This window comes from Mycobacterium sp. 1465703.0, assembly GCF_001672975.1.
Classification (GTDB): Bacteria; Actinomycetota; Actinomycetes; order Mycobacteriales; family Mycobacteriaceae; genus Mycobacterium.
Window position 1 is genome coordinate 1 of record NZ_LZKU01000172.1, and the last position, 11,918, is coordinate 11,918.

Sequence of the window (11,918 nt, forward strand, 5' to 3'; positions counted from 1 at the left end):
CCGTCCCGACGTCATTCACGTTCAGTTACTCGGGCGCGGTGACGGCTCCACCGGAGTGGACTACACGGTCAACGCGGGTCTCGGGTATCCGCTCGTCACGGGCCCGGCCGATCATGCCGGTGCGATCAATCATGTACTGCCGGCCTGGGATGTGTGCTGCGGACTGTACGCCGCGTTGGCCGTCGTCACCGCCGTCCGCCACCGCGAACAGTCCGGGGCGGGTGCACGGGTCAGCCTGGCGTTGGAGGACGTCGCGCTGGCCACCGCCGCGAATCTCGGCTTGCTGACCGAACCGCAAGTCAATGGAACACAACGTGAACGGCTGGGCAACGCCATCTACGGCCAATACGGGCAGGACTTCACCAGCCGCGACGGCGCCAGATTCATGGTGGTCACGTTGACCGGTCGGCACTTTCGCGATCTGCTCGCGGTGACAGGGACCGGTGCCGCGGTGTCGGCGCTCGCCGAGTCGCTGGGCGTCGACTTCGGGTCCGAAGGCGACCGCTACCGCTACCGCGACGTACTGTCGAGCCTGTTCGCCACCTGGTTCAGCGATCACACCGCCGACGAGATCACCGCTGCGCTGTCGAAGACCACGGTGCTGTTCGAGCGGTACCGCACCTTCGCCGAGGTCGCGGCCGGACCGAAGGTTACTGCGAATCCAATGTTCTCGCGATTGCGGCAGCCTGGCCTCGGCGACTATTTCGCCCCGGGCCTGCCGGCCGCGTTCGACGGCACTCACCCGGTCAGCACCGCCGCACCCGCATTGGGACAAGACACCGCCGACGTCCTGATGCGTTTGGGGTTGTCCGCCGCCGAGATCGAGCGCCTGGCGGACGCCAAAACCATCGCCTGCTGAGCAGCCGGAAGGGAAACACCGCGCATGACCAAGCTCGCCCAGACCCTCGGACTGTCTGAGTTTCAAACCGAGATCATCTCTACCGTAAGACAATTCGTCGAGAAGGAAGTCATTCCCAACGCGGCCGAACTGGAACGCGGCGACACCTACCCGCAGGCCATCGTCGACCAGATGCGTGACATGGGCCTGTTCGGGCTGATGATTCCCCAGGAGTACGGCGGCCTGGGCGAATCGCTGCTGACCTATGCGCTGTGCGTCGAAGAGCTCGCGCGCGGCTGGATGAGCGTGTCCGGGGTGCTCAACACCCACTTCATCGTGGCGTACATGCTGCGCCAGCACGGCACGGACGAGCAGAAGCGGCGGTTCCTGCCCCGGATGGCAGTTGGCGAGACCCGCGGCGCCTTCTCGATGTCAGAGCCGGAGCTGGGTTCCGATGTGGCCGCGATCCGCACCCGGGCCCGGCGCAATGACGACGGCACCTACACCATCGATGGTCAGAAGATGTGGCTGACCAACGGCGCGACCTCGACGCTGGTGGCGGTATTGGTGCGCACCGACGAGGGCTCGGACAAACCGCACCGCAACCTGACCGCGTTCCTCGTCGAGAAGCCGGTTGGCTTCGGCGAAGTCGTTGGCGGCCTACATATCCCCGGCAAGATCGACAAGCTGGGCTACAAGGGCATTGAAACGACCGAGATGATTTTCGACGGCTATCGGGCCAGTGCCGACGATGTGCTCGGCGGCACCACGGGGCAGGGCTTCTTCCAGATGATGGACGGCATCGAGGTCGGCCGGGTCAACGTCTCGGCGCGCGCCTGCGGTGTCGGAATTCGCGCTTTCGAGCTCGCGGTGCGCTACGCGCAACAACGCGAGACGTTCGGCAAGCCGATCGCCGAGCACCAGGCGATCGCATTCCAGCTAGCCGAGATGGCGACCAAAGTCGAAGCCGCACACCTGATGATGGTCAATGCCGCCCGGCTCAAGGACTCGGGAGAACGCAATGACGTCGCCGCCGGGATGGCCAAATATCTGTGCAGCGAGTACTGCACCGAGGTCACCCAGCAGAGCTTCCGGATCCACGGAGGATACGGCTATTCCAAGGAATACGAGATCGAGCGGCTGATGCGTGACGCGCCGTTCCTGCTGATCGGTGAGGGCACCAGCGAGATTCAGAAAAACATCATCAGCAAGCGACTGCTGGCCGAATACCAGGTGTGACGACATGAGCGTTCCGGATTTCGCTGCGCGGCCTCAACTTTCCGAGGATGTCGCGCGGATCATCCGCGGCCGGATATTCGACGGCATCTATGCCGCTGGGTCATACATCCGGCTGGACCAGTTGGCCGCGGAGTTGGGCATCAGCGTCACACCCGTGCGCGAGGCGCTGTTCGCGCTGCGCGCCGAAGGCCTGATCGATCAGCAGCCGCGTCGGGGTTTCGTGGTGTTGCCGGTCACCGGACGCGATGTCACCGATGTGGCCAATGTGCAGGCGCACGTCGGTGGTGAGCTGGCCGCTCGCGCTGCGATCAACATCACCGACGACCAACTCCACGAGCTCAAGGAAATTCAGGCGCAGCTGGAAGATGCCTACGCCGGCGACGAGCACGAGCACACCGTGCGGCTGAACCATGAATTTCACCGGGCCATCAACATCGCGGCCGACTCGCCTAAGCTGGCACAACTGATGTCGCAGATCACCCGCTACGCACCCGAATCGGTGTTTCCCGCGATCGAGGGCTGGCCCGAGCAATCGATGAAGGATCATCGGCGGATCTTGTCGGCGCTGAAGAAGCATGATGACGATCTGGCACGCGCGGCGATGTCGGAACATCTTGCCGCCGGGGCGGTGCCGTTGATCGACCACCTCGTCGCGCGCGGAGTGGTGACGGACGCCGGCGGTCCGTTGTCTTCGTGAAGCGGCCCGGGTGATATCTGTTGTTGCCCGCGACGCCTAGGCATACGCTGCAACCCAAGGGGGCAACAAAGCGGAGCGAGGAAGAGTGTCCCCAATACTTCGCGGATCGAGCGTGTTCCTTGCGTGCATGACGGCAATCGCCTTCCCGGCACCGGTGAATGCCGACCCGGTCGACCCGATACCGGGCACCGGTGTATTTGTCGTCGGACCTGACATCGCACCCGGGCTTTACCGAACTGCCGGTTCGGCGTCGACGTTCGGGGTCTGGATAAACAATGTCCCGACCCAGGACTCGATGTGCGCCTGGCTCACCTACAGCACACCCGATGCGAGCAAAGATCATGTGGTGCAAACCAATATGTCGGTCGGTCCGATGTTCGCGAACATCAACACAACGATTAAGGCGTTCGAGTCGCAGAACTGTCAGCCGTGGACACGGGTCCCCTGAGCCTGGTCCACCAACATCTCCCGCAGCCGGCGGATGTCGACCTTTCCGGTGCCGCCGCGCGGAACGTCGTCGTCGGAATCCAGCAGCAGCCACACCGTCGGAACCTTGAAGGCACTGAGCAGGCCTCGGGCACAGCCGCGCAGCCGCTCGGCAGTCAGTGCGCGATCGCCACGCACCACCGCCGCGCCCACCTGTTCGCCCGCGGTGCTCGGCACATTGGTGACAAAGGCGTTGTCGATTCCGTCGATCGCGCGCAGCGCGCGCTCGACCTCGCTGGGGTAGACGGTCGCGCCGCTGACTTTGAACATGTCGTCGGATCGTCCGTGATAGAAGAGGAATCCATCGTCGTCGAGGTAGCCGAGGTCACCGGTGGGATAGAAGCCGTCGGCGGTGAAGAGGTCCTCGCGGCTGCGCCCGCAGATGCCCCGCAGCGTGTGCGGTCCCCGAATCGCGATCATTCCGGCACTGCCGGTCGGGAGGGGCGCACCGCCTTCCGCGTCGAGAATGCGGACTTCCATTCCGGGAAAGGGCTTTCCACAGCTGCCCCACGCCGAGGCGGGCATGTCGGTGTCGGCGGGGTAGCCGCAATACGGTCCGAACGACTCGGTCATGCCGAACAACGCCGCCCGCGCCCCGGGCCGTGCGCGTTGCTCGGGCGGAAGCAGCGCCTGCAGGCTTCCCGGCTGCAAGGCCGAGAGGTCAGCGCCGACCGCGCTGGCGTGCCGCGCCAACGTCTCGGCTTGGTCCGGCCAGCCCCGAAACAGCGTGACGCGTTCGCTTTCCAGCAGCCGCAGGGTGGTTTCCGGCCGCGGTATTTCCTCGGTAACCAGAGTGGCACCGGCCAACAGCGTGGTCAGTATTCCGCTGCCAAACCCGCCCACCCAGAAAAAAGGCATCGGCAGATACAGGCGGGTATCTGCCGTGATGCAACGCGCCGCCAGGCCCGATTGCACGGCGCCCAACGCGCTGCCGTGGGAATGCATGACTCCCTTGGGGGATCCACTGCTACCCGAGGTGAACGTGATGACCAGCAGGTCGGCGGTCGTGACCGTTGCTGTCATGGGGTCGACGATGTCGCGGGCCTGCTCGCTCGCGCAGGCGTTTTCGAGCCGGTCCATGGGCCAAACCTGGCGTAGCGCAGGGAGCTCGGGTTGCCCCGCCGCCTGAAGGTCGTCGAGGTAGCGGTGGCCGCGGAATTCCTCGACGCTGATCAAGAATTGCACGGAAGCCGCCCGCAGCTGTGCGGCCAGCTCTGCAGCCGTCAGCAAGGTGCTCAGCGGAACCAGCACCGCGCCGATGCGGGTCAGGGCGACGGCTACCTGCACCCAGCGGGTGCTGTTCGGCATGATCAGCCCTACCCGGGTGCCCTTGCCGACGCCGGACTCCACGAAGATGGCGGCCATTTCCCTTGTGGCGCTGTCGAGTTCGTGATAGCTGACGCGTGAGGACGGGTCGACCACCATCGGCTTGGAACCGTATTGCGCGGCCCGCGACCGTACCAGCGCATCGATGGTGTTAGGCATCGAACAGCTCCCTGAGTCGCCGCATGTCGACCTTGCCGCTGGACAGCAGCGGCACATCGGCGCGGCGCAGTGCAACGAACCGCTTGGGGATCTTATAGGTGGACAGTTCGGCTTTGAGCCGTTCGCGCAGCGCCGCCGCATCCAAGCCATCCGAGTCGTCCGGCTGCACCACGGCCGCGGCGACGACCTGACCGCGCCGCGCATCCGGGACGCCGATGACGTACGCCACCATCCCGCCGGTGGCCCTACCGATGGCCTGTTCGACCTCGGCCGCTGACACATTGGCGCCCGCCGTTTTGATCATCGCACCCATGCGTCCGGCGAAATAAAAGAATCCGTCGTCGTCGGTCCGCACCAGATCGGCCGTGTGGAACCAGCCGTCGGCATCGAAGCACTCCTCGCGACTGCGTTTGTAGTACCGCTGCATCAAGTACGGACCGCGGATGCACAGTTCGCCGACTTCGCCGACACGCACGACGGCCGCCGTGTCGGGATCGACGACCTTGGTTTCAAATCCCGGTGCCGCCTTGCCGAACGAGCCGCGGCGGTGTTCGGGTTGGTCTGATTCGTCATCGGCTATCAGCAATACGCTGCCGGCCTCGGTCATGCCCAGCATGTTGTGGCGCAGTTCCGGGTCGGCGGGCCGCGCTCCGACGGCCATGATCGGATAGAGGTTGCCCCGCCGAATCGACGACAGGTCACGTGCGGCAAAACTCGGATGGTCGGCCAGGTGTGCGACCGCTGCGCTGAATCCGTTGGTGATGGTTGGCCTTTCGGCTTCCAGCAGGTCCAGCGTTGCCCCGGCATCGGTGGCGTTGGAACACACCAAGGTGGATCCGGCCACCAAGGTGGCGAGCAGGCCGAAGGCGAGCCCGCCGATCCAGAAGAACGGCGAATTGCAGAACAGCTTGTCATCGGCCGTCAAACCCCGGATGCGATTGAGATTTCGCTGATGCCCGAGCAGCGAACCGTGGGTGTGCAGCACTCCTTTCGGGGCGCTGGTGGAACCCGACGTGTACACGATGGCCAGCGGATCACATGGTGCGACATCTTTTTCCAACGCCATCACCACGCTGCCCGGTCGTCGGTACAGCGTCTCGTGCGTGACCGCAATATGGCGCAATTGCGGTGCTGCGGCACAAAGTAATTGGGATCCGAAATCGGCCTCGCCAAGCACCTCGCGTAGGCGTTGCACATAGTCGTGGGAACGGAAGGACCGAGCAGTCAACAATATCTGGACATCGCTGTGGGTCAGCTGCTCACCCAATTCGCGAGCGGTAACGAAGGTGGAGAACGGGATCACCACGGCCCCGATTCGTGCCGTCGCCAGCATCCCCACCACGAACTCGGGTCCGTTCGGGTAGAGCAGGCCCACATGGGTTCCCTTGCCGGCACCGAGGGCAATCAGTCCGCGGGCAAGCTCCGCCGACCGGGAGTCGGCTTCGGCGTAGCTGAGCCGGTCGCTATCGCAGACCAGAAGCGGATGGTCACCGCGCACGCGGGCTTGATGCCGCATGATCTCGGCGACCGTCAGCGCATCACCGGGCATGGTCGCGCTGCGCTGCGGGCTCGCCGAAGAAGCTCTGGATCGCGCCGAGATCGGCCTTCCCCGACGGAGTGCGGGGAATGGTGTCGACGATCGCGATTTCGGTCGGTATCTCATAGCGAGCCAGTCGCTCTCGTAGATACTCAACCAGCCGGTCGCTGTCGGTTGAGGCCTGCTCGCGTAGCTCAACCATGGCGACCGGCGTCTCGCCGAGTCGCTCGTCTGGCCGGGCGATGACGGCCGCACCGGCCACAGCGGGGTGGCTCTCCAGCGCGGCCCGAACGTCCTCGGGCATCACCTTGAACCCGCCGCGGATTATGGCCTGGTCGGCGCGCCCGACGATCCAGAGGAAACCGTCGGCGTCGATGCGGGCCATATCCGTGGTCCGCATCCATTGCGCGGTCGGCCCCAGCTGACCGGGCTTGACCTCGAGCAGGCCGACTTCATCCGGGCCCAACGGTATTCCATCGTCGCCGACCACCCTGAGCTGAGCACCCGGATTTGCCCGACCGACGCTGCCCCGCTTGGTTTTCCAGTATCGCTGATGGTCGGGCAGCGTCCAGCCCGCCACCCCGCCACCGAATTCTGTTGCCGCATAGGAGGTCAGGACCGGAACGCCGTACTTCTCGGTGAAGGCATCGGCATCCTCGGCCGACAGCGGTGCCGTCCCGCAGGTGACCGCCCGAACACTTTCCAAATCGGCGCGCGAAACATCGGAGTGCAGTACGGTTCGCAGGGCGGCCGGTACCAGCGATACCGCCCGGGGCCGGTGTTTGCGCACCGCATCAATCCATGCGTTGAGCTCGAATCGCTCCAGCAATACGAATGGTCTTGCCTCGGCGATGCATTGCAGCACGCGGAAAACCCCGCCGATATGCACCAGCGGCGAGTTCACGATCGCCACGCCGCGGCGCAGCTCGGTGGGCGCCGGCGAGCGGTCGGGCTCAGCGCCCATCACACTGCGGGCCAGCATGTCGTAGCTCAGATCGATTCGCTTGGGCGGACCCGTCGTGCCGCTGGTCAACATGCGTACCGCCACATCGGACGGCGGGCCGGCCTGGCTTACCCGCGGCCCGGATACCTCGACGCCGTCTAACACCTCCGAAATCGCGACCGTGGGAGTGCTCGCTGCCACCAGCGACGTCAAGTCTGCACGCTCGCCGACGATCACCGGAAGCCGCAGTCCCGCAATGTCGGCCGTGGTGCGCTCATCGCCCCGGGACGGGTTGATGACCACGACCGTTCCACCGCCCAGCAGCACGCCCAGAAATGCCGCCACCTGACCGGGCCGGTTGCGCAACAGCATCCCGACTTCGGCTCCGCCGGTAACGGCGGCGATGCGTTGTGCCATTGCGCCGAGCTGAGCCCAGGAATTCCATTGACCCTTGAACTCGATAGCCGGCGATTGCGGCGCGAGGTCGAGCACGTCGGCGATGCGTCGGACCAATGGGTGACGCGACATCAGCGGATCTTTGGTTTGCGCGCGGGAACCTCGGATTCGTGCTGAGCGGCCAGCTCCGCTGTTCCCAGTGGGTTTCCCAGCCGGGTGTAGATGAGGCCCTGTTCCAAAGCGGCGCGATACGGCTTGTCCAACGATTCCCAAATCGCTTTCACTGTGCCCGCGGTTGCGGTCGGCGGCTTGGCGGCGATGGTCGCCGCAATCGCATGGGCGCGGCTCCAGAGCTGGTCGGCGGCGACGACCTCGGAGACCAAGCCAATCCGCAGGGCGGTATCTGCGCTGACCCGTTCGTCGTTGCCCATCAAAGCAATCCGCAGAGTTTCGCCCAGGCCGATGCGGCGCATCAGGCCGATCGGTTCCAACGCGCACACCAAGCCGGCCGACACGTGGGAGTCGAAGAATGTGGCGTCTTCGGAGCAGATGACAACGTCGGACTCGTTGATGAAATAGAACGCGCCCGCCGTGCACATACCCTGTACCGCGCATACCACCGGCTTCCACATCTTCTGCCACTTCGGGCTCAGCGCTTCACCGGGATCCTCGTGGTTCCAGATGTTTTCGGGCTGCCCGTATGGCGTCTTGATGTCCAGCCCGGCGCTGAACGCGCGGTCGCCGGTGGCACGCAACACCACGGCATGCACCGACTCGTCGAGTTTGACCATGCGCCATGCGCGGGCCATTTCCTCACACATGGTGCGGTTGAACGCGTTGAGCTGCTCGGGACGATTCAGCGTGATGGTGGCGACGTGGTCGCTCGCGTCGACGTCGAGCAGGATGGTTTCGAAGGTCATCGGCATTGCCAATTCGGTTTGCGTTTCTCGACGAAGGCCTTGGGGCCTTCCTGCGCGTCCTCGGTACGCAGCACACGCTCGCGGAAGGTTTCGGCGAGCATCTCAGCCTCGTGCAGCGGCACATTGAGGCCCTTGAGAATCGCCAGGCGTGTGCCACGGACTGCCAGCGGCGCATTGGAATTGACGATGTCGGCGATCTCGTGCGCGCGCTCCAGCAGGCGGTCGTGCTCGACGATCTCGCTGATCAATCCGAGGTCGTAGGCGCGTTGTGCGCCCATCCGCTCATGCTTGCCCATCAAGGCCATCCGCAACGCGATCGAGCGGGGCAACACCCGAGATACCCGCACCAACTCGCGGCCTGCCACCAGGCCGATGCTGACGTGCGGATCGAAGAAGGTCGCCTGTTCGGATGCGATGACGATGTCGGTGATAGTGACCCAATCCATGCCGGCGCCACAGCAGATTCCGTTCACAGCGGTCAACACCGGCTTGGCCATGGTGCGAAACGGAGGCGTACCCTCCTGCGGCGCCTCCCACTGGTCGTACGTCGACAGGTACGGCCGCTCGTAGATCACCTTGCCGTCTTCGGGAATTTCTTTGACATCGGCGCCGGTACAGAAGGCGCGGCCGGTGCCGGTGACAATGGTCAGCCAGACGTTGTCGTCGTTTTCGGCTTCGTCGTAGGCAGCCCGAAGTTCGGTGATCATGTGCGGGCTGAGCGCGTTGAGCGCGTCCGGGCGGTTCAGGGTGATGGTCGCGGTGTGCCCGTCGACCTCGTACTTGATCGTGTCGAACGAATCAGTTGGCATATCTCATCCCTTCACACCGGGTCATCGGCCATCGAACTTCGGCGCGCGTCGCTGCCGAAAAGCCTCCAGGCCTTCCTTGAAATCTTTTGTCCGGCACGATAATTCCAAGTTGAAGAGCTCTTGGGTCAGCGATTGGCTCAATGTTGCGTGCTGGCCGAAGTTCAGCGCCTGTTTGGTCAGCCCAATCGCGGCGGTCGGTCCGGAGGCCAGCCGGCCCACCAACCCCTCAGCGGCCGGGTCGAGGTCGGAGCCGCTGACCGCTTGGTGAATCAATCCCCAGTCGGCCGCATCCGGCGCGCTCACCTTCTCGCCGAGCAGCAGCATTCGCCTGGCCCGTGCCAGGCCGACGAGACGGGGCAGCAGCCAGGTGGATCCCGAGTCCGGGCTGAATCCGCGATCGATGAAGGGCTCCCAGAACACCGCATCGTCGGCGGCCACGGTGAAGTCCGCGGCCAGTGCCAGGCTGCAGCCGAATCCCACCGCCCAGCCGCGCACGCTGCACACCACCGGCAGCTGGATGGTTGCGATGAGCTCGATCACCCGGTGGGCGGCGTGGGGGATCCGGCGCACCAGATCACCGGTGCGGGGACGCTGCCCACCGGGATTGTTGGCAGCCACCCAGTCGGCGCCGGCGCAGAAGTCATCACCGGCGCCCCGGAGGTGAACGGCTCGCAGCGAATCGTCGGCGGCCGCAGCAGTCAATGAGTCGACCAACGCCGCGATCATCAACTGCGTCAACGAATTACGCCGGGAAGGACGGTCGAGCGTCACCAGTAACACCGCACCGTCCCGGTGCACTGTCACCGAACCCTCGGCACCGGCCGTGTCGGCCCCCTGACTCACCGTCGAATCCGGCCTTTCTCCGCCGATACGGTTACCCATACAGTAGGCAATACGATTGATACGCTGTATAAGTTAGCAAGGATACGCTGGCTGCGGAACAACGGGGTGAAAGCGAGGATCATGGCCTTGTCGGAAGGGCATGCCACACCCGCGTCGACGCGCGACAGCGACGCGAGATTCGGGGAGGCGCCGCTCGCCCAAACCGTGGCGGCCGCGGCCGCCATGCGCCGGCTCAGCTCGCTGCTGGTATCCCTCGAGCATCCGCACCGCGCCGTCGACGCCATGCTGGAGAAGTTCGCCGAGTGGGAACGCGAACTGGCTGCCGCGGCACCGGCAGACAACGCGCCGCGCATCGGCGAGATGCCCGACGATCCCCGACGCGTCTACCTCAACCACGCCACCGATATCGGTGCGTACAACCCGTGCTTTCCCGAGTACCGATTCGACCGACTGGATCCCGAGAAAGCCAGCGGGAGAGTTGAATTCCCGTTGATATACGAAGGCCCGCCGGGATTGGTGCATGGCGGATTTCTGGGGGTCTTCTTCGACTGTGTCATTCAGCACCACAATTGCGTCACCGGCCTTTCCGGCAAAACCCGATCCCTGGTGGTGACCTTCCGTCGACCGACACCGGTGTTGACCGAGCTGCGATTCGACATCGCTCGTTCCCAGGGCGAACGCGGCATCACCTCGACCGCACGGTTGTTGCTCGACGACGAAGTCCTGTGCACCGGCGAAGTCAACACGTTGGCGTCGCGGCCGGAGAAGCTTGCCGGATCGCGATTCGGCAGGCGCCGAAAGGAGTCCGATAGATGACCGCCTCGAGCACCTCTGATGATCGCGTGCTCTTCGACATCGATCCCGACCGGCGCATCGCGACCATCACGCTGAATAATCCCAAACAGCGGAACTCCTATGACGCGGCGATGCGTGAGGCTGTGGCCCGTTGTCTGGATCAGGTGGCCGAAGACGATGACCTCACGGTGGTGCTACTGCGCGGCGCCGAGGGAGTCTTTTCCACCGGAGCCGACATGAACAATGCCTATGGGTGGTATGGCTCGTCTGCTCGACAGAATCAGGAAGCCGGCGACGACGCGGCCGCCAAACGCCGCCCAAGTCAGCGTCGGCGACTTGCCGTGGACCGCAAATCCTTTGGCTTCTATCACAATTTCATGGGATTCCCGAAGGTGACGGTGGGGGAGATCGCCGGTTACGCTCTCGGCGGCGGCTTCGAGATGGCGTTGATGACCGACATCTCGGTCATCGCGCGTGACACCAAGATCGGCATGCCGGCAACGCGTTTCCTGGGTCCCGCACTGGGCAGCTTGCACATGTTTTTCCATCGGCTCGGGCCGGTGCTGGCCCGGCGGCTGCTGTTGACCGGCGACATCATCGAGGCGGGTGACGTTGAAAACCTCGGAATCTTCACCGACACTTGCGATCCCGGCGCGGTCACCGGCCGGGCCCGATATTGGGCCGAGAAGGCGGCGAAGATGCCCGCCGACGGCGTTGTCATCGCCAAGGAGGCGTTCCGGCTGGTCGAGCAGAGCCAGGCATACCAGGGTGAAGAGGTCGCCAGTTATCTGTTCCACGCTTTCGGCACCAATCTGCAATTCGGGCCGGGCGAATTCAATTTCGTCAAGACCCGTGCGCAGCATGGCGCCAGGGAAGCATTCCGGTTACGCGACGAGCACTTCCACGTTCCGGAACCCGAGGCCTGACAAG

12 protein-coding genes are annotated in these 11,918 nt (G+C 64.6%); 6 read left to right on the forward strand and 6 right to left on the reverse strand.

The window, feature by feature from the left end; translation table 11 throughout:
* From A5625_RS15470 to A5625_RS15485, 4 genes are all read left to right on the forward strand, one after another.
* On the forward strand, positions 1 to 859 hold an 859-nt coding region (locus tag A5625_RS15470; protein WP_066995329.1), incomplete at its 5' end, for a CoA transferase.
* Between the two features lie 24 nt (positions 860 to 883).
* Entirely contained in the window at positions 884 to 2,077 is a 1,194-nt protein-coding gene (locus A5625_RS15475) for an acyl-CoA dehydrogenase family protein (protein WP_066995334.1), read from the forward strand.
* A gap of 4 nt (positions 2,078 to 2,081) precedes the next feature.
* On the forward strand, positions 2,082 to 2,774 hold the full coding sequence (locus A5625_RS15480; protein WP_066995337.1) for a GntR family transcriptional regulator: 693 nt from the start codon (positions 2,082 to 2,084) through the stop codon (positions 2,772 to 2,774).
* 85 nt (positions 2,775 to 2,859) lie between these two features.
* Entirely contained in the window at positions 2,860 to 3,222 is a 363-nt protein-coding gene (locus tag A5625_RS15485) for a hypothetical protein (RefSeq protein WP_156748269.1), read from the forward strand.
* Here the strand turns inward: A5625_RS15485 and A5625_RS15490 are convergent.
* The 6 genes from A5625_RS15490 to A5625_RS15515 are packed head-to-tail and all read right to left on the reverse strand — an operon-like array spanning position 3,198 to position 10,193.
* The gene (locus A5625_RS15490; RefSeq protein WP_066995343.1) at positions 3,198 to 4,745 is read right to left on the reverse strand and encodes a class I adenylate-forming enzyme family protein; all 1,548 of its coding nucleotides are present in this window, start codon (positions 4,743 to 4,745) and stop codon (positions 3,198 to 3,200) included. The two genes, A5625_RS15485 and A5625_RS15490, sit on opposite strands and share 25 nt — an antisense overlap.
* Positions 4,738 to 6,294 carry a class I adenylate-forming enzyme family protein gene (locus tag A5625_RS15495; protein ID WP_066995347.1) on the reverse strand — a complete coding sequence of 519 codons (1,557 nt, stop codon included), beginning with the start codon at positions 6,292 to 6,294 and terminating at the stop codon, positions 4,738 to 4,740. Before A5625_RS15495 ends, A5625_RS15490 begins: the two co-directional genes overlap by 8 nt.
* Positions 6,284 to 7,753 (reverse strand): class I adenylate-forming enzyme family protein, encoded by a 1,470-nt coding sequence (locus tag A5625_RS15500; RefSeq protein WP_066995350.1) that lies wholly within the window; start codon positions 7,751 to 7,753, stop codon positions 6,284 to 6,286. Before A5625_RS15500 ends, A5625_RS15495 begins: the two co-directional genes overlap by 11 nt.
* A complete protein-coding gene (locus tag A5625_RS15505) occupies positions 7,753 to 8,547 on the reverse strand; it encodes an enoyl-CoA hydratase/isomerase family protein (protein WP_066995353.1) in 795 nt (264 codons plus the stop codon). The genes A5625_RS15500 and A5625_RS15505 overlap by 1 nt, the downstream gene beginning before the upstream one ends.
* On the reverse strand, positions 8,538 to 9,350 hold the full coding sequence (locus A5625_RS15510) for an enoyl-CoA hydratase/isomerase family protein (RefSeq protein WP_066995356.1): 813 nt from the start codon (positions 9,348 to 9,350) through the stop codon (positions 8,538 to 8,540). The genes A5625_RS15505 and A5625_RS15510 overlap by 10 nt, the downstream gene beginning before the upstream one ends.
* Positions 9,351 to 9,371: 21 nt before the next feature.
* Positions 9,372 to 10,193 carry an enoyl-CoA hydratase/isomerase family protein gene (locus A5625_RS15515; RefSeq protein ID WP_066995358.1) on the reverse strand — a complete coding sequence of 274 codons (822 nt, stop codon included), beginning with the start codon at positions 10,191 to 10,193 and terminating at the stop codon, positions 9,372 to 9,374.
* A gap of 120 nt (positions 10,194 to 10,313) precedes the next feature.
* Between A5625_RS15515 and A5625_RS15520 the strand changes: the two genes are divergently transcribed.
* Both A5625_RS15520 and A5625_RS15525 read left to right on the forward strand, forming a co-directional pair.
* The gene (locus tag A5625_RS15520) at positions 10,314 to 11,009 is read left to right on the forward strand and encodes a hypothetical protein (protein ID WP_066995360.1); all 696 of its coding nucleotides are present in this window, start codon (positions 10,314 to 10,316) and stop codon (positions 11,007 to 11,009) included.
* Complete coding sequence (locus A5625_RS15525; protein ID WP_066995362.1) at positions 11,006 to 11,914, forward strand: enoyl-CoA hydratase/isomerase family protein; 909 nt, start codon at positions 11,006 to 11,008, stop codon at positions 11,912 to 11,914. The genes A5625_RS15520 and A5625_RS15525 overlap by 4 nt, the downstream gene beginning before the upstream one ends.
* The last annotated feature ends 4 nt before the right edge of the window (positions 11,915 to 11,918 follow it).

What these genes read in the sequence shown, in the direction of transcription:
- A5625_RS15475 (WP_066995334.1), top strand. Translation starts at nt 884, where the DNA reads ATGACCAAGCTCGCCCAGACCCTCGGACTGTCTGAGTTTCAAACCGAG.
- A5625_RS15495 (WP_066995347.1), bottom strand. Translation starts at nt 6,294, where the DNA reads ATGCCCGGTGATGCGCTGACGGTCGCCGAGATCATGCGGCATCAAGCC.
- A5625_RS15510 (WP_066995356.1), bottom strand. Translation starts at nt 9,350, where the DNA reads ATGCCAACTGATTCGTTCGACACGATCAAGTACGAGGTCGACGGGCAC.
- A5625_RS15490 (WP_066995343.1), bottom strand. Translation starts at nt 4,745, where the DNA reads ATGCCTAACACCATCGATGCGCTGGTACGGTCGCGGGCCGCGCAATAC.
- A5625_RS15525 (WP_066995362.1), top strand. Translation starts at nt 11,006, where the DNA reads ATGACCGCCTCGAGCACCTCTGATGATCGCGTGCTCTTCGACATCGAT.
- A5625_RS15480 (WP_066995337.1), top strand. Translation starts at nt 2,082, where the DNA reads ATGAGCGTTCCGGATTTCGCTGCGCGGCCTCAACTTTCCGAGGATGTC.
- A5625_RS15505 (WP_066995353.1), bottom strand. Translation starts at nt 8,547, where the DNA reads ATGCCGATGACCTTCGAAACCATCCTGCTCGACGTCGACGCGAGCGAC.
- A5625_RS15520 (WP_066995360.1), top strand. Translation starts at nt 10,314, where the DNA reads ATGGCCTTGTCGGAAGGGCATGCCACACCCGCGTCGACGCGCGACAGC.
- A5625_RS15500 (WP_066995350.1), bottom strand. Translation starts at nt 7,753, where the DNA reads ATGTCGCGTCACCCATTGGTCCGACGCATCGCCGACGTGCTCGACCTC.